Here is a 19,765-nt window from a genome sequence, read left to right as displayed (position 1 = left end):
TGATGCTGGTTACATCGATTATATATAATATTACATAAAAAAGTGATAAAATCTACCTCAATCCCATTTATAATCAAATTAGTTCCTTTCAGCCATTCCCATATTTCATTTTTTCAAATGCAGTGTATTTTTCACAAAACCGTTTAAAATCACCGGACGAATTGACTTGTGCCGTAAACAGATATAAACTAGATAATAAATTTGGAGGTGTTTCGTTTATGATTGAATTGAATGAATTGTTGTTATTAAATGATATAATATATAAAATACATACAAAACAAAGCTTTGATGAGATGAGACAGTATGTGTTGGAAGCCCTAAACACCCTTTTAAAAGGTGACTCGGCTACCTTTTTTATTTTGGATCAGTTATCTGGCAATAAGCTTGGCAGATCGTTGTTCATAAATTGTAAAGAAGAAATGATACATGAGTATTTAGATAACTATCATGATTTGGATTATGCAGCAGGTTTATTTATGACTGGAAAAAGTATGGTTTTTCGGGAAAGTGACATTATGTCAGACGATCAGCGCACCAAGACCGAGTATTATAACATGGTGTATCGAATCAATGGCTACCATCATTCCATACATTTGCTATTGTCATATAAGAACAAATTTCTTGGTGTACTATCCTTTTTTAGGAAAAAGGAAAAAGAAAACTTCACGAGAAAAGATATTCTTTATCTGGAGGTGCTGCAAGAGCATTTAAATTATAAGACCTTTATGGATTTAAGCATGGAAAGCCAGGGGAAATATACGGTAGAAAATATGATAAACATGTATCACCTCACATCCAAAGAATCCCTTGTATTAGAATCTTTAGTAAACGGGAAAAATATGGAGGAAATATCAATTTATCTTGGAATCGCAAAGACCACAGTTAAAAAGCATTTATTTAATATCTATCAAAAAACAGGATGCAGCGGTCAGGTCATGCTTCTCCATAAGATTAAGAAATAAGAGCAAATACCCGCTTCTTTATACTCCTTTTGATACAAATGGTGACTTAAATTAAAAAAGCTACTCCCCAGGGAGCATAGATTTATAAAAGAAATAATAATATAATCTTCTTACCAAATGCGAAGAGGCACTTAATTGATAAGTGCCTCTTCGCATTTGTGCATTATAGGCACACTCTTACTTGGAAAGTCCGGAACATAAGAATGGAGTTGAACATGAAGAGTCAAAAAATATAAGGTAGAGGTATAACAAAAATGAGTAAAAAAGTTTATGTCGAAAGTGAATTTGCACCATTAAAGAGAGTGATATTATCGCAGTCTGAATTTATTTTTCCAAAGACCTTAAAAGATACCGAGTTTCTTGCAGAAGAAGCAATACAGCATTTTTCAGAAGTACGCGGAAAGAATTTTAAGGATGTATTCCCAAAAGAATATGAACAATGGCTAACGGAAAGAGAAAATCTTAAAACGGTTTTGGAGAAGTATGAAGTGGAGGTCATCTTACCTCGAACGCTGACGGATTTTGAAATTGAGTTGGGCGGAGATGATGGATGCAGTAACTTTTTCTCAAGAGACCCGTTTTTTACAATAAGTGAATTGGTCATTGAAGGATCCCTTCGCTTTCCCCATAGAAGAAATGAAATCCTTCCAATACGAAATATATTAGAAGAAGAAGCATCCAGAAATGATATGTACTATGTGGCGATTCCAAAGCCTGATATATCCATGTCCATAGATTCACCAAAGGGACCATTTATAGAAGGTGGCGATGTTCTGGTTTATGGAAAAACTGTTTTTGTAGGAAACTCCGGACTGGCTTCAAACGAAAACGGACACCAGTGGCTTAGAAATCTGTTGAAGCATTTTGGAATTAACGTAGTCTCCGTGCCCTTGGCAAAGGATGTGCTGCATTTAGATTGTGCACTCAGTCTGGTAAGAGATGGACTTATGATTGTCTGTGAAGAGGCACTTTTAGAAGGAATTCCAAAGGAACTTTCCCACTGGGATAAAATCCAGATTCAGAAAGAAGAGATTGCCCACCTGGCAGCAAACGGACTGCCGGTTAATGAGCAGGTATATATTTTAGATCCGTTTTTTGAGAAAATCGGAAAACAATTAGAAGACAGAGGAATACAAACAGAATATATTGATTTCTCCATTTCCAGATCTCTGGGCGGATCCTTTCGATGCAGTACTCAGCCACTATTACGTGTCTAATGGGAGGCTGCATATGAAATGGGATATTTTATTTAAAAATGGAACCATTTATACAATGAATGATAACAATCCAAAGGCATCCTGGGTTGGCATTCAGGCAGGAAAAATTATTGCAGCAGGCTTAGAAGAACCAAATGAAACAAACGCAGAACAAGTAATTGATCTAAAAGGCCAGATTATGTTTCCAGGTTTTATCGACAGCCATCTTCATGGTACGGCAACAGGCGAATATTTGCAGGAATTTAATTTAAAAGATGCAAAAAACATAAATGAGATTCTGGAAATCGTAAAAAACCATTGCCAGGTTGATGGGGATGGCTGGATTAAGGGCTCCGGTCTGGATATTCGAAATTTAGAAGATAAACGTCCGCCAAGTAGGTTTGAACTGGATAAGGTATCAAAAAATCATCCGGTTTATATTAAAAACAGGACCATGCATGGCTGCCTTTTAAACTCAAAGGCAATGGATCTTTTACAGATACCAGAGGATTTGCAGGGAATTGTAATTAATGAAGAAGGAGAAAAAACGGGAGAACTAAGTTCTGATGACAGCACCTTGTACGCAGCTGGAAAAATCAACAAGCTTACGAGTGATGAAGAAATCAAAAAATACATCCATGCTACCGCAAAGTACTGTGTCTCCCAGGGCTGTACCACAATCTGCTGTTTAGACGGTAACATGTTTGATAAATCGGATCGCGATTTTTATATGTGGATGTATATGGCGGAGCAGCTTCCACTCCACATTACACATTTTTATCAGACAGAAGATGTACATAAAGTAAAGGCCTTGGGCTTAAAGCAGATTGGCGGCTGTCTTTGTCTGGACGGAGCTACCTTTGAAGGTACCATGGCTGCAAGAGAACCCTATAATGAGAAGCTGTATCCAAAAGGAATCCTATACTGGAGCGACGAACGATTATACCGTTTCTTAAAGCGGGCAAATGAGGAAGGATTGCAGACCGCTATGCATGCAATCGGAGATGCGGCCATCGACCAGTATCTTCGAGTCTATGAAAAGGTCTATAACGAACTGGGCTTAGAAGGCAATCCAAACAGAAATCGCATTGAGCACTTCTCTCTTGTGTGGCCCGACCAGATCAAAAAGGCCATCAGCATGGGACTTATTTTATCTATGCAGCCAATTTTTACATATACCTGGGATAAAAAAAAGGATAATGTATATGAAGCGTTAATGGATAAAAAGCGGGCAGACCGAATGGAACCATTTGCAGAAATTGTAATTAATGGTGGAATTATTGCGGGTGGCTCAGATAGTCCAGTTACCGCTCCAAGTCCATTAAAAGGAATTCATGCAGCCGTTAATCTGGAGAAGGAATGGAAACGGCTCTCTGTCCATGAAGCAATCAGGCTTTTTACCGTGAATGGTGCCATTGCAAACAGGCAGGAAGATAAAAAAGGAACCATTGAAGCAGGCAAATTAGCAGATTTTGTTGTATTAGACGCAGACCCTTATGAGAATGCAGATAGAATCCAGAATCTAAAGGTAATGATGACGGTCGTTGAAGGAAAGGTTGTTTTTGAACATAAATACGATTAACAGACAGGAATGAATATCATGAGAAAAATAAAAATTGCAGCAACACAAATGGAGTGTACCTGGAATACCGATGAAAACATCCAAAAGGCAGAAGAATTAATAAGACAGGCCACAGGGGAAGGAGCAAATATAATCCTATTGCAGGAGCTCTTTGAAACACCATATTTTTGCCAACAGCAAAAATTTGAATATATGAAGCTTGCGACTCCTGTTGAAAACAACAAAGCAATCCTTCATATGCAGAAGCTGGCAAAGGAATTGCAGGTGGTGATTCCGGTAAGTTTTTTTGAACGAACAGCAAATACTGCATTTAATTCCGTTGCTATTCTTGATGCGGATGGCACGAATTTAGGAATATACAGGAAAACCCATATTCCGGATGGTCTGCCTTACGCTGAAAAATTCTATTTTTCACCAGGTGATACAGGCTTTCAAGTATGGAACACCGCCTATGGTAAAATCGGCGTAGGAATCTGTTGGGATCAGTGGTTTCCAGAAGCCGCAAGATGTATGGTTTTGCAGGGGGCAGAGATTTTATTGTATCCAACTGCAATTGGAAGTGAACCAAATCTAAACATAGATTCCAAACCTCACTGGCAGCATTGTATGCAGGGACACGCAGCTGCAAACATGGTTCCTGTGGTTGCCTCCAACCGGATCGGAACTGAGATCGATGGGACAGAAATGACATTTTACGGTTCCTCCTTTATCTCAGATCATCATGGAACTATATTGAAACAGGCAGACAGATCCACTCAAATGGTATTGGTGCAGGAAGTGGATTTGGATCAAAATGCAACGGAACGCAGAGAATGGGGAATCTTTAGAGACCGAAGACCAGAAATGTATCAGACAATCATTACACACGGAAAATAATCATAGTCAAATGCTGGAGGAAACTTATGAAGGAAAAAAGTGAGAAATCAAAAGAAATAATGGTAGAAGAAGAACGGGAGTTGGGGGTGAAGCCAATTGTCAGCCTATTTACCAAATTCAGTTTATTGACTTTAGTTGGTGTATTAGCTCAAGTTATTATGGTTTTGCTTGAGGGTGTCATTATCGGCCGCGGACTTGGAGAAAGGGGGCTTGCATGTATAGGACTTATATTTCCCCTGGAATATTTTATGCTCGCTCTGGGTGGCTTTTTTGCAATTGGCATTAGTTCGCTTGCTGCTATGAAGCTGGGAAGCGGAGACAAGGAGGGCGCAAGACGGATATACGGACAGGGATTGATTTTCAGCTCTTTTACAATGATAATCATTGCGTTGGGCATCTATATTTTTGCTCCCTATATTGCTACACTTTTAGGCACTCCGCCAGAACTAATGGATACCATCATACTATTTATTCGAATCTTTATGTTCGGGTATCCCTTCTGTATCATCGGACATATTGCTGTTTATATGGCAAGAGTCGATGAAAAACCGCATATTGCTGCCTATGCCCTTGCTGGCTCTGCAATCGCTGCAATCCTTTGGCTATATTCGAGTATTCACATACTTGAACTGGGTATTATAGGCAGCGCTGGGTACTATGCTTCTTCCATTGGTCTATGGGGCGTCTCCATCTTATACTTTTTCTTTAGTAAGAAGACGATTTTCAAGGTAAAAAAAGAAGACTGGAAACTAGATATGAAAATAATTGGAGCAATATGCAAAGTAGGATTCCCTTATCTTTTGATTCAGTCCTCCAGTACAGTATTCTCAATTGTACTAAATAACTTCTTTAGAAAATATGGAAGCAGTACAGATATTGCAGCTTTTGCAGTAATCAATGGGTATATTATTTATATTCTAGTAATGATAACACAGGCGACTATAGGAGGAATGCAGCCAATTGCCAGCTATAATATCGGCGCAAAACTGTTTCATAGAGTTGCAAAACTGATTAAGGTTTCTGTTACAGCAAACCTGATTGTTATATATGCAATAGCTATCATCTTCTTTGTATTTTCAAAACAGATATGCTTTTTATTCCTTGGCGATTCCTCTGAACTTTTGGATATCTCCGCAAAGTATGCGAAGATCATACTGATTGGAAGCGGACTTGGTCTAACCGCTAATGTTATGTCAGGCTATTTCCAGGCGGTTGAAAAGGTAGGGCTTTCTACCATTCTTGGAGTGTGCCGCTATATCTTATTTGGTATCCCCTTGATTTATATTATGGCAAAGCTGCTTGGTAATAAGGGAATATGGTATGGCCAGCCAATTGCTGACGGTGCAGCATTTTTATTATCAATTCTATTTTGTGTAGTCGAAGTGAGAAAATTAAAGCGTAATTCGTGATTTTTCCAATACTATCATTTTATAAGTTGTGTGGTACAGAGCCATGGGATAATCCTAATAACCGAATATCGTCCCGGATTTGCGGCTATACATAAAGTTTCGCGTAAATTATGATTGAGAAAAGCGTCAGGACCCGCCGGCATTTTCCGTAAATGTCACATATGTCTGGCGGACCTGACCCAATCGTTACAATCGCTTGCTGTCCGCCCCCATGCTCTCCATCATCAGATATATCCCAATGCTTCCGCCTTTTTCATAAGCTCCTGCTGAACGGACGGATACGTCCAGTTCTCAGGCAAATCCTCCATAATATATATTCTCTCTATTTCACGATGGAGTTCCTTTTCAAATGACCAAATCTCTGCATAATAGAGCATTCCAAATCTTTCCTCCCCATCTTCCTCTCCTGAAATGGCTTTTTCCGTTACAGAATAAGCACAAACAGGCTGCAGTTTAAAATCTATGGCGCCTGTTTCTTCCTGCAATTCCCGTTTTGCCGTATAAGATATCTCCTCCCCGGGCTCCCGATGTCCCCCCGGTACTTCTAAAGTATTTCGTTCTTTATGCTTACACAAAACCCACTTGCCTTGAAACCGGCTTATGATTACTGCAAAGTGAAGTTTATCATCTGCAGCTTCCTCCTAAAATCTGACTTCTGTAAACATGACCGTCTCCTTCCTTAAGACCTTCCAGTCTCACGCGCTCCTATTTATTGATTCTCACAAACACCTTTTTCCCAATCTTCAAAACATCTGAATGAAACAATACGGTATCTAGATCCTCTTCTTTAATCGTTTCCCCATTGAGCCTAATCCCGCCCTGCTTCATAAGACGCAAAAACTCACTTCTGCTTTTTACCAATCCCATTGCAGCCAACTGAGGAATGGTATCATTCACCGTTTCTTTTCCGATTGCCAAAAGGAGTATGGGAACCTCATCGGGAACCGTCTTTCTGCTGAAAGCCGCTTCATAGTAAGAAACTGCCTTTTGAACCTCAGACTCCGGATGGTACAGTCCTGTAATGATCTTTGCCAGCCCGAATTTTATATCTCTGGGATTTTTTCCTGCCATAAGCTCCGATTTGATCGTCCTGATCTCATCCGGATGAACATCCGTTGCCAGTTCATAGTATCTGATGATCAAATGATCCGGCACTTCCATAACCTTTTTAAACATTAATTCTGCCGGCTCATCGATCCCGATGTGATTTTGAAGGCTTTTGCTCATTTTCTCCACACCGTCAAGGCCTTCAAGAATGGGCATAAATAAAGCCGCCTGGGGCTCCTGCCCTCTGGATTTCTGGAGGGTTCTTCCCATAAGGATATTAAAAATCTGATCCGTTCCGCCAAGCTCCAGATCCGCATGTAATTCCACCGAATCATATGCCTGCATCAGAGGATAAAAAAACTCATGAATTCCAATGGATATCCCTTGATGAAACCGCTTTTTAAATTCGTCCCGCTCCAGCATTCTTGCAACCGTGGCAGAAGCCGCCAGCCTGATCACCTCTTCAAAATGAAGCGTTGAAAGCCATTCACTGTTAAATCTCACAACAGTTTTCTCCGGATCCAGAATTTTAAAAATCTGTTTTCTATAGGTAAGTGCATTTTGTTTCACCTGTTCCTCCGTCAACGGTCTTCTTCCTTTTGACCTTCCGGTAGGGTCTCCGATCCTTCCCGTAAAATCTCCGATCACAATGACCGCCTCATGTCCAAGCTCCTGCATTTGCCTGATCTTTCTCAAAACAACACCATGCCCAAGGTGAATATCCGGTGCAGATGGGTCCAGCCCCAGCTTAATGGTAAGAGGTTTGTTCTGGCTGTAAGACCGTTCCAGTTTTGCAAGCAGTTCTTCTTCACTGATACACTGGTGAACTCCCTTGCATATAATTTTTATTTGCTCCTTTGGTGTAACCATCCTCAACATCTCCTGTTCGTATATTTATAAATATTTGCAGAGTCTATAAGAAATAAAAAACAAAGAGTCGAGATATTTTTAACAATAAGCCTGCATAATAAAAAAACTCCCGCCCTGATGTTTCCAAAAGGACGAGAGTTGGTCTCGTGTTACCACCTTAAGTTCATAGACAGTTCACACTGTCTACCTCATTGGGTACGGCTTTTGCGATACCCCTGCACTTGATCACGGTGTGCTTTCCGTCGCAGCCTACTCCTTATAAAGTTTTGGTGCGCAGCTCCAAGACGTATTCACATTTCCTATCCACGAGCCTCTCATCAACCGGCATCTTTCTGTTTGGAATTGAAAATGCTACTCTTTCTTTTCATAGCCTTTTCTTATACTCCGGATTGCATGGCAATCCTTTGCAGTGCAAATATTTAATTAAGTGGTATGTTATCACATTATGGTATGAACGTCAATATGAAATTTTTAGTTTCCATCAAGCATTATTTTATAATGGTAACAGTGCCTTCTTTTCTGGGAGCCGCTTTCGGAGCCTCCTTGCTGTTATAGCCCAATGCTGCAGTGCCAGATAAGTCATAATCTTCCGGAATCCCTAACTCAGTAAGAATACTTCTTACCTTAGGATCATTACCGGTGATGGCTAATATATGAATCCAGCAGGAACCAATATTCAGGGAATGAGCCGCCAGGAACATATTCTGAAGCGCAACGGCACAATCTGACACCCCTGTCTGAGCATTTCGGTCATAAGCCGTAAGAATTATAGTAGGAGCATGATAAAAAGGATTAAATGCAGGATTATTGCCCATCTTTTTTAATTGCTCAACCTCTGAACTCTGAAGTGCTTCCTTCACAGCGGAAACAAGCTTATCCATGATCTCTTTATTCTGCACCGCTGTAAAATGCCAGCTCTGCTTGCCCATACCGCTGGGAGCAAATTTTGCAGCTTCTAATATTGCATTTAAATCATCATCAGAGATCTGTTTTTCCTGATAGGTTCTTACACTTCTTCTTGTCAAAATATTCTGAATCACTTCGTTCATTCATTTTCTCCTTATCAACGATCATTCTTTTTTTTATTGTTTTTAAACCTGCAAATACTCTTTTTCATAAATCTATCCAATTATTTTCTACTAAAACAGTATTTATGATTCATTTACTCGTATAAGTATATTACTCCATTTTCATTTTGTCCAATTATATTTTTATAAACTAAATTTAAAAAAACGATTAAATATATCTATGATACTGGTACAGCATCATTTTCCTCTTCATACGCATCTTCCATCTTGACGGAACTTTCCATCTGTTTTGGAATGAATTTCACACGAATGACTGCCTGCTGCCAGTTGATAGAAACCTGACTGCGCATATCTTTTTCCCTGGAAACCCCGGCTATGATTTGAAGCAATTCCTCTATGACCGCTTTTGTAAGAAAACCTCCTCTCCAGTGGAAGGTCAGAACCTTTCCTTTTTTCACTGCCTGTTTGCAGCGCTTTTCCACGTCTTCCTTCTTGGTGAAAGAAAGCTTTTTCTCTTTATAATAAAAACGCTGATCCTCACCGCACCCAGGAGCGCTGTATATCAAAGGCTCGTGATCCTTAAAAATACTTTTATCACCCAGATTAAAATAATCATATCTCACTTCTTTTTTTCCTAATGAATTATCAAACGTAGCATCCAGGTGATACCATACCCCCTCAATTTGAATCACATTCCATGCATGACGGTATTTGATGTTCTTCTCCGGATTATTTTCGGAAATAACAACGATACAGGGAATCGACAATTGATCACAAAGCACCTTTACAGACTTTGCAATTCCTTCGCACACTCCCACTCCCTGCCCCAATGGACCTATAATTTCATGGGAATATTGCTTTTTCAGCTTATCGTAAGTCACATTTTCACAGATGAAATCATGAATATATTGTTCCTTCTCCCAGTCATTTTTATCCATCACCACCCTGACAAGTTTTTCTACCCTGGCTTTCATTGCCAGCTGATGCTCTCTGATCTTATTCTTTTCAAATAAATATACCGGCTTTATCTTTAATAGCGTAGAATCTTCATAAAAAGAATAACGAAACGTGGGAGCATAAAATATCTCCGGACAATCCAATCTCAATCTGTGAAAAATATCACTCAGCTCTGTTCCATCGATTCTCGGAACATCAAAGCTTTGTGAAAGCGACTCCAGACCGCTCTTGACCACCTGATAAATCCTTTGCTGCTGTTTATTCATCTGACTATAATAATATGGTTCCATTTTCCCTCATCTGCCATTTCTTTATTTTGTAATACAAAAACCTCCCAGACGAACACGAATTGTATTCGCATCGTCTTGGGAGGTTCTGATCGCCATAAGGCGTATATTTTGTTGGTAATGTTCTCGTAAGAGAATGATTATCTCTTTGAGAACTGTGGTGCACGACGAGCAGCCTTTAAGCCGTATTTCTTTCTTTCTTTCATTCTTGGATCTCTTGTTAAGAAACCTGCTTTCTTAAGAATTGGACGATAGTCTGCATCTGCCTGAAGCAAAGCTCTTGAGATACCGTGTCTGATTGCACCAGCCTGTCCGGTAAATCCACCACCGTGAACGTTTACCAAAACATCGAACTTATCAGCTGTCTCTGTAGCAACCAGCGGCTGACGAACAACAACCTTTAATACTTCAAGACCTAAGTACTGGTCGATATCTCTCTTATTGATTGTAATCTTACCTGTACCTGGTACTAAATATACTCTAGCGATAGATTTTTTTCTTCTGCCTGTTCCATAAAATTTTGAATTAGCCATGATAACTTCCTCCTTTCAGCACCTCTGATTAAAATTTAAACTCTAAAACTTCTGGTTTCTGAGCAGCATGATCATGCTCTGCACCTGCAAATACATGAAGTTTTGTAATCATGCTTCTGCCTAAAGGTCCCTTAGGAAGCATACCCTTAACTGCTAATTCAATAACTCTCTCAGGTTTCTTAGCCATCATTTCTCTTAATGTTGTTTCTTTCATACCACCAACATATTCGGAGTGATTGTAGTAGATCTTCTGATCTAACTTCTTACCTGTTACAGAAATCTTATCTGCATTTACAACGATTACATAATCACCACAATCCATATGTGGTGTGTAGATCGGCTTATTCTTACCTCTAATTACTTTTGCTACTTCTGATGCCAAACGTCCTAATGTATATCCTGTAGCGTCAACGACGTACCATTTTCTCTCAATTGTTGCTGGACTAGCCATAAAAGTCTTCATTGGACAACCTCCTGTTTATTCTGGTGTTATAAATCATAACTTGATTATAAAAACATGTTTTCATAATCAGATGAACAGTGCCGAAACTGAGCACCTTTCAATTAGAAGTTAAAATACAACTTCTAAAATAAGTTGTATTGCAAAATGCTCATTCCGGGGCTTGGTTGAACATTTTCGTCTAACGTCACAGTTATACATTATATTACATTGAGCCGGATGTGTCAACCTTTTTTCCCGATAAAATCAAGGTTTTCCTGCTCATTTTTGCGTAACATACCATAACTCATTTTCATCATCGATTCTGAAAACATAAAATCCATAAGGCTTTCCCAAAACAATCCTTCCGGCCTTTTCTTCATCCCTGACAAAAACCTTCCGGGCTCCATTTCTCACTGCCTGATGGACCACGCGGATCAAGAGCCGCTCAAAATCCTCTTCGTCGCACCGGTGAATGGTAAGCCAGGCATTTCCTTCAGAAATAATACGGTCCTGACAAAGAGTGTAACTCCATTTCTTATTCTCCCCATGGATCTCTTTTTCAAGCTCTTTTTCATAATCCAGACGGATTAAGGTAAGACCTTTGGCAGCAGCTTTTGGCCCTGCTGCATTCCTCTCCCTCGCATCAAGGATTTCTTCCACATGGGAAGGCGGATAAACGCCCATACCAACCTTCATAAGTGTGCCGGCTATGATCCGCACCATGTTGTATAAAAAGCCGCTTCCCCTGACACGTATAATAATCAGATCCCCGGTCTTTTCAATGTCCAGGCTGTAAATTGTCCTGACGGTATCTTCCGCCTGGCCTCTGGCAGTACAGAAGCTTTTAAAATCATGTTCTCCCACCAGATAGGCACCGCCCTCCCGCATCTTATCCACATCCAGAGGATAATAACAGAAATGGCTGTAAAGACGCATGGTGGGAACTTCAATTTTCCGGTTCATGATTTTATATTCGTATGTTTTTACACAGTTTTGTTTTCTGGGATGATAATCCGGGGCCACTTCTTCTGAATGGAGCACCCGGATATCCTCCGGCAGTCTCTGATTCAAGGCAAAACAGATTTTATCGGCCGGCATTCTGTTTTCTGTATCAAAGACCGCTACATTGCCCTCCGAATGAACACCGGAATCAGTCCTGCTGGCACCGATAACAGTTACCGGCTCCTTCAATAAATCCGTAAGGGTCTTATTAAGTACTTCTTCAATGGTAATTCCATTATTCTGGATCTGCCATCCGCAGTAATTGGTGCCGTCATAGGCCACGATCATCTTTACCCGTTTCATATCTTCTCCTTTTTGCGGAAATTTATCCCATCACCCGAAGTCCTGCGATAACCGCAATATACAGAAAATAAACCAGATAGGTGATCCCGTCTCTTCTTCCATAGCGGAGAGGTTTCATTTTTGTCCTTCCTTCTCCGCCCCGGTAACATCTGGCTTCCATTGCCATGGCAAGATCCGTGGCCCGCCGGAAAGCAGAAATAAAAAGGGGAACCAGAAGAGGAATCATGTTTTTTGCTTTTTGAATCAGATTTCCCGTTTCAAAATCCGCGCCTCGTGCCATCTGTGCCTTCATGATCTTATCCGTTTCTTCTACAAGAATGGGAATGAAACGGAGTGCAATGGACATCATCATGGATACCTCATGGACCGGAACACCGATATGGTTTAAGAACTTCAGGCTTTTCTCCAATCCATCTGTCAGCTGGTTGGGGGTGGTGGTCAAGGTCATGATGGAGGACCCTACCACCAGATAGACAAGACGGACCCCCATAAAAGCTGCGATCCGGATTCCTTCTTTTGTTACCTTAAGGAACCCTATGCGAAAGATTTCTTCTCCCGGCGTCAGAAACAGGTTAAAGCTGACGCTGATCAGCAAAAGAAATACGATTGCCTTTAAACCACGGACCATAAAAGAAAAAGGCACATGGCTTAACCGGATTGCTGCTGCCAGAAACAGGGTTGCGAGCAAATACGCCCAGATGTTATTTACAATAAAAAGGGATATGATAAAAACCATAGTCCCAAACAGCTTTGTCCTTGGATCCAGCCTGTGAAGAATGGAATCCACTGGATAATACTGTCCCAATGTAATGTCTTTTAACATAGTATCTCCTGATCTATTTTTCAAGAAGCCTTAAAATCTCGTCTCTGGCTTCTTCAACGGTTGTAATATTGCTGTCAATAGGAACGCCCTGTTCTTTCAGAGTGTGGACCACATAAGTGATCTGAGGGGCTGCAAGGCCAATGGCTTCCAATTCCTTATAATGCTTGAATACTTCCTTTGGCGTATCATCAAACACTTTTTCCCCGTGGTTCATGACCAGGATGCGGTCCACATACCGGGCAATGTCCTCCATGCTGTGAGATACAAGAATGATGGTCATATGCTGCTCCTTATGAAGCCTTTTTATCTGATCCAGAATCTCATCTCTGCCTTTGGGGTCCAGACCGGCTGTCGGTTCATCAAGAATAAGTACCTCCGGTCTCATTGCCAGAACTCCGGCGATGGCAACTCTGCGCTTTTGCCCTCCGGAAAGTTCAAAGGGCGACCGTTTGTAATAGCTTTCATCAAGTCCTACCATGGTTAATGCGTCTTTCGCACGGCTCTCAATTTCTTCCTTTGTAAGCTTCTGGTTCTTCGGTCCGAAACAGACATCGGTAAATACATCGATTTCAAAAAGCTGATGCTCCGGATACTGAAACACAAGGCCAACGTGATTTCTCAAAGACCGCATGTCATATCCATTTTCATAAATATTCTTTCCATTATAATAGATAGCGCCATCAGTTGCCCGGATCAAGCCGTTCAAATGCTGGATCAGCGTGGATTTACCCGAACCGGTATGTCCGATGAGTCCTATAAACTCTCCGTCTTTTATTTCCAGATTTATGTCCTTTAGGGCAGGCTGTTCAAAGGCTGTGCCCTGCCCGTATATATAATTCAAATGCTCTGTTCTAATTCCCATGGCTTTCTCCATTCTCCGGATTTGTTTTGACCGGATAACGCCCGGCAAACTTTGGAAGAAGGTTATCCATCAATTCCTCCAGTGTCAATATTCCGTCCGGCAGGTCCACACCGCCTTTTTGAAGCTCATAGGCCAGCTCCGTCACCTGGGGAACATCAAGGCGGTAGGTTTTTAGCTCCTCTACCCTGGAGAATATCTCCTTTGGTGTTCCGTCCATGACTACCTTTCCTTGGTCCATGACGATTACCCTGTCCGCCTCCGTCACCTCTTCCATATAGTGAGTGATCAAAAGTACGGTAATGCCTTCTTTCTTATTTAATTCCCGGACAGTTCTTACCACTTCCCTGCGCCCATTGGGGTCCAGCATGGCAGTCGGTTCATCCAACACGATGCACTGTGGGCGCATGGCCATAACTCCGGCAATGGCCACTCTCTGCTTTTGTCCGCCGGATAGCCGGTTCGGTGATTTTAACCGGTAAGGCGCCATTCCCACTGCCTCTAAGCTCTCCTCTACCCTTTTCCATATCTCCTCGGTGGGGACCCCAAGATTTTCAGGACCAAAGCCTACATCTTCTTCTACAATATTGCCGATGATCTGGTTGTCCGGATTCTGGAATACCATTCCGGTCCTTTTACGGACTTCCCACAGATTCTCTTCCTGAGCAGTATCAAGCCCCTGAATCCATACAGTTCCTTCGGTGGGCAGCAAAATAGCATTCAGCTGTTTTGCAAAGGTAGACTTTCCGGAACCGTTATGCCCCAGTATGGCAACAAACTGCCCGGCTTCAATATCCAGACTGACATCATCAATGGCACGTTTAATTTCTTCTATATTCTCTTCTTCATCTCTTCTGATATAATCAAATATCAGCTTTGACGCTTTTATTATTCCCATGGCAGGCCTTTCTGTTGTAAATTATACACTCGTATGCCACATAATTTTAGATGAATTATGCCAATCAGTCAAGCATCGTCATAAATCTTTTATAATTTCAAATGATGCAGCATATAGATTCTGTGAATAAAAAAATATATTTGTCCATAGTTTCAGAAATAATTGACAGATATATGTGCTCATGTTATGATAAAATATATTTGCATCACTATTCTGAATTAGTTTTACAAAAATAAGCGCACTGCTTATGCGCACAGCAGACAAATTCCCAAAACGAATTGTTCCATAACATTATAAATGATTATTAATGACGAGGATGTTAAAAGTATATTCTACTTTTAACGTCCTTTTTTACTTTCGCATAAATCTCTATGTAACCTTAAAAAGCAGAGAAACATTTTCGTTGCACATTCTTTGTGAACCACACCCAACAATCCATGAGGAGGAACTAAGCATAATGAAAAATTCAACAAGGACGTTAGCAGCAATTTTAGCAGGAACAGCAATGGTAGTTTCATTGGCAGGCTGCAATTCCGGTAAAGCGGAGCCAGCCGAACCAAAGGCGGCTGAGAGCACAGATACGGGCAGTTCCGGCACAGCAGAAAACGGGATTGCCGGGGCGTTGTCAGGAGTCACATTAAAAGTCGGTACTTCCGGTTTATTTGCACCCTTTTCCTATTACGATGCTGATGGAAAGACATTGACCGGCTATGATCTTGATTTTTTATATGCCCTTCAGGATCTGCTTGGATTTACCATTGATCATTCGGTCGAAGCTATGGATTACTCCGCCCTTACTGCTTCCCTTGCAGAAGGCAAACTGGATATGGGCATGGCTGCCCTCTGTGCCACCGATGAGCGAAAGAAGGTTATGAATTTTTCTGATACCTACTATGATTCCGGACAGATTCTCAGCATTAACAAAGAAACCAGCCCCACAGAGTTAAAAAGTGTCGAAGACTTAAAAAGCGGCAAATATGTTGTTGCGGTGGAAAAAGGCACTGCATCTCACCTTTACTGTGTCAACAACGGCATTCCGGATTCCGCAATTCAGGTCCATGATACCATCACCACTGCATACGAATCCCTGGAGCAGGGAAAGGTTGACTGCCTGATTCAGGATACACCAGGCCTGGCTTATTACATTAAAACATCTGACAACACAAAACTCTCCATGATTGGTGATGAGTTCAACCAGGGGCAGGCTCCCTATGCCGTTGCTGTATCCTTTGACTATTCAAAGAAGAATCCAGAGTTTATAGAGATCATAAACAAGGGTATCGCAGAATTGACCGCCAACGGCACCATGGAGAAACTAAGGGTGAAATGGTGTGAATAATAGCTGTTATAAAATGAATTCCTGATAAAAAAGCATTGCAATGTGACCGGCCAGAGAACCGGCCTCCACAGGGGACGTCTCACCGCCTTCACAAAGCAATGCTTTTTTTCTCTTTATTGCTTTATCATAAACATTTCCTTCACTACATCTGCCAAAATCCCCACCGTACCCTTAACTCCAAAGATACTGCTGTCAATCATTAGATGCCTGTGATTATAATCCGCCGGCAAATAGCCTGCATAACGTTTCCAGTAGAGATCACGGGCCTTATCCACATCCCGAATCATTCTTTTTGCTTCTTCCTGATTCATGCCCAGACTATTGACGCAGTTATGAAGACGGGCCTGTCTGGGTGCATAAATAAACACATTCAGACAATTCTCATGATCCCTTAAAATATGATCCGCACATCTTCCTACGAAAATAGCTGAATGCTTATCTGCCATATCAAGAATGATCTGCTGCTGTGCCTTAAAGATTTTGTCCTGCTTTTCAATGGAATCTGTTCCCAAAGGAAACAGCATATTAAACAAATTGGACTTAATGCTTTTTTCCTCATCCTTACTGATTGAAGATACCGGCAGAGACATCTTTCTTGATGTCTCCTCCACAATATCTCTGTCATAATACTCGATTCCAAGCACTTCAGACAATTCGTTGGCGATGGACCTTCCCAGACTGCCGAACTGACGTGATATGGTCACATAATATTTTTTCATCGCATACCCTCCAATAATTAACCGAAGCTTACGGTACCTACCTGTTACAGAATCCTTGCAAGAAAAGACTTTGTTCGCTCATGTTTCGGATTGGTAAAAATCTCCTCCGGTTTTCCTTCCTCCACAATGTAGCCATCCGCCATGAAAATGACACGATCCGCAACCTCCCGTGCAAATTCCATTTCATGAGTCACCACGATCATGGTCATTCCCTCTCTGGCAAGTGTCTTCATGACCTCCAGAACATCCCCGACAAGCTCAGGGTCCAGTGCAGAAGTAGGTTCATCAAAGAGAAGCACCTTGGGATCCATTGCAAGGGCACGTGTAATCGCCACACGCTGCTGCTGGCCGCCGGATAACGTGGAGGGCATCGCATGGGCCTTTTCTGCCAGCCCCACCTTTTTCAAAAGATTCATGGCCAGTTCTTCTGCTTCTTCTTTTGTTCGCTTTTTCGTAAGAGTAGGTGCAAGGGTAATATTATTTAATACATTCTTCATTGGGAACAGATGAAAACGCTGGAATACCATCCCCACTTCTTCCCGGTAATCTCTTAAGGAAATCTGCTTCTGTCCCAGAATACTTTTTCCATTATATAAGATTTCACCGCTGGTAGGAGTCTCTAAAAGATTGACACAGCGTAAAAATGTACTTTTTCCTGAACCGGAAGGTCCTATGATGCAGATGACTTCTCCATCCGTCACTTCCATATTAATATCCTTTAATACGGTCAAATCTCCAAAGTTTTTTGACAGATGCTCCACTTTAATCATTACGCCCATAATTTCACCTCTTAATCTTTCTCTCAACCTGTTTTTGCAGCAGCATAAGTATGGAAATAATAATCAGGTAAAAAACAGCACCTGTGGTATACCCTTCAATAACCTTAAAGCTGAGTGCCGTATAATTCTGAATCTGCTTGGTAATCTCATTTACCACGATAACAGAAAGCAGAGCCGTATCCTTTACAGAAATAATGAACTGGTTAAATAATGCCGGAAGCATGGAATGAAAGGCAGGGGGAACGATTAAATGAAACAGTGTCTGGGTCGGTGTAAGCCCCAGGGAAAGACCTGCCTCTTTTTGACCCGGATCAATCCCTTCCAGTGCTCCCCGGACGATCTCCGCAATAAAGGCACCGGAATTTAAAGTAATAACGATCACACCTGCCGTATTGCTGCTGAAATCCATACCGATCAGCTTTGGAATAACAAAATACACATACAGGGCCTGAACGATGAGAGGAGTCCCCCTAATCAACCATATGTATACATTGGCAATTCCCTTTGCAGCCTTATTTTGGCATTGGAGTGCAAAGCCCGTCAGACTCCCCAGAACAAATCCCATTGTAATGCCTGCTGTGGCAATGAGCAGCGTAAATTTTAATCCTCTGAATAACATGGGCAGTAACACTGATAAAAAACTAAAATCCATAATATCTCCTTTTCTAATTCTTTATTTTCCGAATCAGTAAACCTCCGCAGTTCTCTCAATAGAAAAAGGATGTTCCTTCTAACTAAGAAAGAACATCCTCGTCCATGCATTCTTTTATATCATACTACAGCTTCCGGTAAAAAAGTAATAAATTTTATTTCTCTGCCCACAGTCCGGAACTGTCGACCGGATAGATCCCGTCGATTGTGGCATTGGAAGCCATACTGCCGTCCGGGTAAAGATAATACCATTTGCCAGGCTGGGGCTGAATCCATCCTGTGGCCATATCTCCATCGGGATTTAAGTAGTACCATTTTCCATTGATCTGCTGCCAGCCGGTCATCATAGCCCCATCTGAGCCTAGGTAATACCATCTTTCTCCCAAATACTGCCAACCGGTCGCTGCATACCCTTCATTGTTAAAATAATACCATTTCCCGCTGATCATCTTCCAGCAGCTGGTGGCATAGCTGCCATCTTCTGCCCGGTACTTTTTCCCATTCTTATATTCGGCCCATGCCCCTTCTGTTTCTCCCAGAACCTGAATAACGGAATCATCAGAAGTAACCATTTCACCCTCTTTTAAATAATCCTCTTCCGAAGAATCCTTTAAAATCGCCTTTACCGTATAATAATACTTTTGTCCATCTTCCATATATTGCAGAAGATCTACATGATTGGAAGAAGTCGTCAGGCTTTTTACCCATATACCGCCTTCTTTATAAAGCACAATCTGATATCTGTGCGCATAGGGCACCTTTTTCCAGGAAGCCTTTGTTTTTGATGCATCACTCCACCCCGCCTTTTCCGGGGCTTCCAGCTTCGCTACCGGGATATAGGAAACCTTGATGACCGACTCCCCATCTTCCGCCTTTGCAGAGATCAGGGTCCCGCCATACACCGCACAGTCAGAGTTTGTAAATGTTCCCGGTACTCTCAGGGTAGCTGTTACTTTCTTACCAGGCTCCCAGTCATCGGGATCCTTACTCCATTCCGGAGTTTTCTCTGAATCATTGACTGTTACAGTCGGAATCTGAATTCCTTCTGTCCAGCTGCTTTTATTTCCATGATCCAGACGGATTCTCAAGCCTGCGGCTGCGCTGGCCGTCAGTCCTGTTCCCATAATCATGACTGTGCATAAAAGCATCAGCCAAAATGCTTTCCCCCGTATCCATGTTATCTGCATCTGCATCCTCCTGTTA

The 19,765-nt window shown here is 41.5% G+C and carries 20 protein-coding genes and 1 other annotated feature; of the genes, 6 read left to right on the top strand and 14 right to left on the bottom strand.

Annotation, left to right across the window (positions count from 1 at the left end; translation table 11 throughout):
• Positions 1-218 precede the first annotated feature (218 nt).
• From ACLTWA_RS15245 to ACLTWA_RS15225, 5 genes are all read left to right on the top strand, one after another.
• Positions 219-962: a LuxR C-terminal-related transcriptional regulator gene (locus ACLTWA_RS15245; RefSeq protein WP_412328749.1), complete on the top strand. Its 744-nt coding sequence runs from the start codon at positions 219-221 to the stop codon at positions 960-962.
• Between the two features lie 254 nt (positions 963-1,216).
• Entirely contained in the window at positions 1,217-2,179 is a 963-nt protein-coding gene (locus ACLTWA_RS15240; RefSeq protein ID WP_412328748.1) for a dimethylarginine dimethylaminohydrolase family protein, read from the top strand.
• A gap of 13 nt (positions 2,180-2,192) precedes the next feature.
• Entirely contained in the window at positions 2,193-3,740 is a 1,548-nt protein-coding gene (locus ACLTWA_RS15235; RefSeq protein WP_412328747.1) for an amidohydrolase, read from the top strand.
• A gap of 15 nt (positions 3,741-3,755) precedes the next feature.
• Entirely contained in the window at positions 3,756-4,616 is an 861-nt protein-coding gene (aguB, locus tag ACLTWA_RS15230; protein ID WP_412328825.1) for an N-carbamoylputrescine amidase, read from the top strand.
• A gap of 26 nt (positions 4,617-4,642) precedes the next feature.
• Entirely contained in the window at positions 4,643-6,025 is a 1,383-nt protein-coding gene (locus ACLTWA_RS15225) for an MATE family efflux transporter (RefSeq protein ID WP_412328746.1), read from the top strand.
• Positions 6,026-6,249: 224 nt separating this feature from the next.
• Here the strand turns inward: ACLTWA_RS15225 and ACLTWA_RS15220 are convergent, their stop codons facing one another.
• The 10 genes from ACLTWA_RS15220 to ACLTWA_RS15175 form a co-directional block, all read right to left on the bottom strand.
• Complete coding sequence (locus ACLTWA_RS15220) at positions 6,250-6,630, bottom strand: NUDIX hydrolase (RefSeq protein ID WP_412328824.1); 381 nt, start codon at positions 6,628-6,630, stop codon at positions 6,250-6,252.
• Between the two features lie 100 nt (positions 6,631-6,730).
• The gene (gene tyrS, locus ACLTWA_RS15215) at positions 6,731-7,942 is read right to left on the bottom strand and encodes a tyrosine--tRNA ligase (protein WP_412328745.1); all 1,212 of its coding nucleotides are present in this window, start codon (positions 7,940-7,942) and stop codon (positions 6,731-6,733) included.
• Positions 7,943-8,066: 124 nt separating this feature from the next.
• Positions 8,067-8,319, bottom strand: a binding site (T-box leader).
• A gap of 111 nt (positions 8,320-8,430) precedes the next feature.
• Complete coding sequence (locus tag ACLTWA_RS15210) at positions 8,431-8,991, bottom strand: nitroreductase family protein (RefSeq protein WP_412328744.1); 561 nt, start codon at positions 8,989-8,991, stop codon at positions 8,431-8,433.
• A 197-nt stretch (positions 8,992-9,188) separates the two neighbouring features.
• The gene (locus tag ACLTWA_RS15205; RefSeq protein ID WP_412328743.1) at positions 9,189-10,217 is read right to left on the bottom strand and encodes a transglutaminase domain-containing protein; all 1,029 of its coding nucleotides are present in this window, start codon (positions 10,215-10,217) and stop codon (positions 9,189-9,191) included.
• A 137-nt stretch (positions 10,218-10,354) separates the two neighbouring features.
• Positions 10,355-10,747, bottom strand: coding sequence for a 30S ribosomal protein S9 (rpsI, locus tag ACLTWA_RS15200; protein WP_412328742.1), 393 nt, complete (start codon positions 10,745-10,747; stop codon positions 10,355-10,357).
• Positions 10,748-10,775: 28 nt separating this feature from the next.
• Entirely contained in the window at positions 10,776-11,210 is a 435-nt protein-coding gene (gene rplM / locus ACLTWA_RS15195; RefSeq protein WP_394524990.1) for a 50S ribosomal protein L13, read from the bottom strand.
• A 258-nt stretch (positions 11,211-11,468) separates the two neighbouring features.
• Positions 11,469-12,494, bottom strand: coding sequence for a tRNA pseudouridine(38-40) synthase TruA (truA, locus tag ACLTWA_RS15190; RefSeq protein WP_412328741.1), 1,026 nt, complete (start codon positions 12,492-12,494; stop codon positions 11,469-11,471).
• 22 nt (positions 12,495-12,516) lie between these two features.
• The gene (locus ACLTWA_RS15185) at positions 12,517-13,317 is read right to left on the bottom strand and encodes an energy-coupling factor transporter transmembrane component T family protein (protein ID WP_412328740.1); all 801 of its coding nucleotides are present in this window, start codon (positions 13,315-13,317) and stop codon (positions 12,517-12,519) included.
• Positions 13,318-13,330: 13 nt separating this feature from the next.
• On the bottom strand, positions 13,331-14,179 hold the full coding sequence (locus ACLTWA_RS15180) for an energy-coupling factor transporter ATPase (RefSeq protein WP_412328739.1): 849 nt from the start codon (positions 14,177-14,179) through the stop codon (positions 13,331-13,333).
• Positions 14,169-15,074, bottom strand: coding sequence for an energy-coupling factor transporter ATPase (locus ACLTWA_RS15175; RefSeq protein ID WP_412328738.1), 906 nt, complete (start codon positions 15,072-15,074; stop codon positions 14,169-14,171). The genes ACLTWA_RS15180 and ACLTWA_RS15175 overlap by 11 nt, the downstream gene beginning before the upstream one ends.
• A 457-nt stretch (positions 15,075-15,531) precedes the next feature.
• On the opposite strand from ACLTWA_RS15175, the gene ACLTWA_RS15170 reads away from it, so the two are divergent.
• Positions 15,532-16,413, top strand: a complete 882-nt coding sequence (locus ACLTWA_RS15170) for a transporter substrate-binding domain-containing protein (protein ID WP_412328737.1) — start codon at positions 15,532-15,534, stop codon at positions 16,411-16,413.
• A gap of 113 nt (positions 16,414-16,526) precedes the next feature.
• Here the strand turns inward: ACLTWA_RS15170 and ACLTWA_RS15165 are convergent, their stop codons facing one another.
• From ACLTWA_RS15165 to ACLTWA_RS15150, 4 genes are all read right to left on the bottom strand, one after another.
• Positions 16,527-17,132 (bottom strand): AAA family ATPase, encoded by a 606-nt coding sequence (locus tag ACLTWA_RS15165; protein WP_412328736.1) that lies wholly within the window; start codon positions 17,130-17,132, stop codon positions 16,527-16,529.
• Positions 17,133-17,176: 44 nt separating this feature from the next.
• Positions 17,177-17,911 carry an amino acid ABC transporter ATP-binding protein gene (locus ACLTWA_RS15160; protein ID WP_412328735.1) on the bottom strand — a complete coding sequence of 245 codons (735 nt, stop codon included), beginning with the start codon at positions 17,909-17,911 and terminating at the stop codon, positions 17,177-17,179.
• Positions 17,912-17,915: 4 nt separating this feature from the next.
• Positions 17,916-18,563: an amino acid ABC transporter permease gene (locus ACLTWA_RS15155; protein ID WP_412328734.1), complete on the bottom strand. Its 648-nt coding sequence runs from the start codon at positions 18,561-18,563 to the stop codon at positions 17,916-17,918.
• A gap of 154 nt (positions 18,564-18,717) precedes the next feature.
• Positions 18,718-19,749, bottom strand: coding sequence for an N-acetylmuramoyl-L-alanine amidase family protein (locus tag ACLTWA_RS15150; protein ID WP_412328733.1), 1,032 nt, complete (start codon positions 19,747-19,749; stop codon positions 18,718-18,720).
• Positions 19,750-19,765 lie beyond the last annotated feature (16 nt).

Source organism: Lacrimispora sp. (assembly GCF_046972725.1).
GTDB lineage: Bacteria > Bacillota > Clostridia > Lachnospirales > Lachnospiraceae > Lacrimispora.
The sequence above is the reverse complement of the archived record's forward strand: the minus strand, read 5'-3'. Positions and strand labels throughout refer to the sequence as shown.

Coding starts and splice junctions, on each gene's coding strand:
- ACLTWA_RS15245 (WP_412328749.1), top strand. CDS start 219: ATGATTGAATTGAATGAATTGTTGTTATTAAATGATATAATATATAAA.
- ACLTWA_RS15240 (WP_412328748.1), top strand. CDS start 1,217: ATGAGTAAAAAAGTTTATGTCGAAAGTGAATTTGCACCATTAAAGAGA.
- ACLTWA_RS15235 (WP_412328747.1), top strand. CDS start 2,193: ATGAAATGGGATATTTTATTTAAAAATGGAACCATTTATACAATGAAT.
- ACLTWA_RS15225 (WP_412328746.1), top strand. CDS start 4,643: ATGAAGGAAAAAAGTGAGAAATCAAAAGAAATAATGGTAGAAGAAGAA.
- tyrS (WP_412328745.1), bottom strand. CDS start 7,942: ATGGTTACACCAAAGGAGCAAATAAAAATTATATGCAAGGGAGTTCAC.
- ACLTWA_RS15210 (WP_412328744.1), bottom strand. CDS start 8,991: ATGAACGAAGTGATTCAGAATATTTTGACAAGAAGAAGTGTAAGAACC.
- ACLTWA_RS15205 (WP_412328743.1), bottom strand. CDS start 10,217: ATGGAACCATATTATTATAGTCAGATGAATAAACAGCAGCAAAGGATT.
- rpsI (WP_412328742.1), bottom strand. CDS start 10,747: ATGGCTAATTCAAAATTTTATGGAACAGGCAGAAGAAAAAAATCTATC.
- rplM (WP_394524990.1), bottom strand. CDS start 11,210: ATGAAGACTTTTATGGCTAGTCCAGCAACAATTGAGAGAAAATGGTAC.
- truA (WP_412328741.1), bottom strand. CDS start 12,494: ATGAAACGGGTAAAGATGATCGTGGCCTATGACGGCACCAATTACTGC.
- ACLTWA_RS15185 (WP_412328740.1), bottom strand. CDS start 13,317: ATGTTAAAAGACATTACATTGGGACAGTATTATCCAGTGGATTCCATT.
- ACLTWA_RS15180 (WP_412328739.1), bottom strand. CDS start 14,179: ATGGGAATTAGAACAGAGCATTTGAATTATATATACGGGCAGGGCACA.
- ACLTWA_RS15175 (WP_412328738.1), bottom strand. CDS start 15,074: ATGGGAATAATAAAAGCGTCAAAGCTGATATTTGATTATATCAGAAGA.
- ACLTWA_RS15170 (WP_412328737.1), top strand. CDS start 15,532: ATGAAAAATTCAACAAGGACGTTAGCAGCAATTTTAGCAGGAACAGCA.
- ACLTWA_RS15165 (WP_412328736.1), bottom strand. CDS start 17,132: ATGAAAAAATATTATGTGACCATATCACGTCAGTTCGGCAGTCTGGGA.
- ACLTWA_RS15160 (WP_412328735.1), bottom strand. CDS start 17,911: ATGGGCGTAATGATTAAAGTGGAGCATCTGTCAAAAAACTTTGGAGAT.
- ACLTWA_RS15155 (WP_412328734.1), bottom strand. CDS start 18,563: ATGGATTTTAGTTTTTTATCAGTGTTACTGCCCATGTTATTCAGAGGA.
- ACLTWA_RS15150 (WP_412328733.1), bottom strand. CDS start 19,749: ATGCAGATAACATGGATACGGGGGAAAGCATTTTGGCTGATGCTTTTA.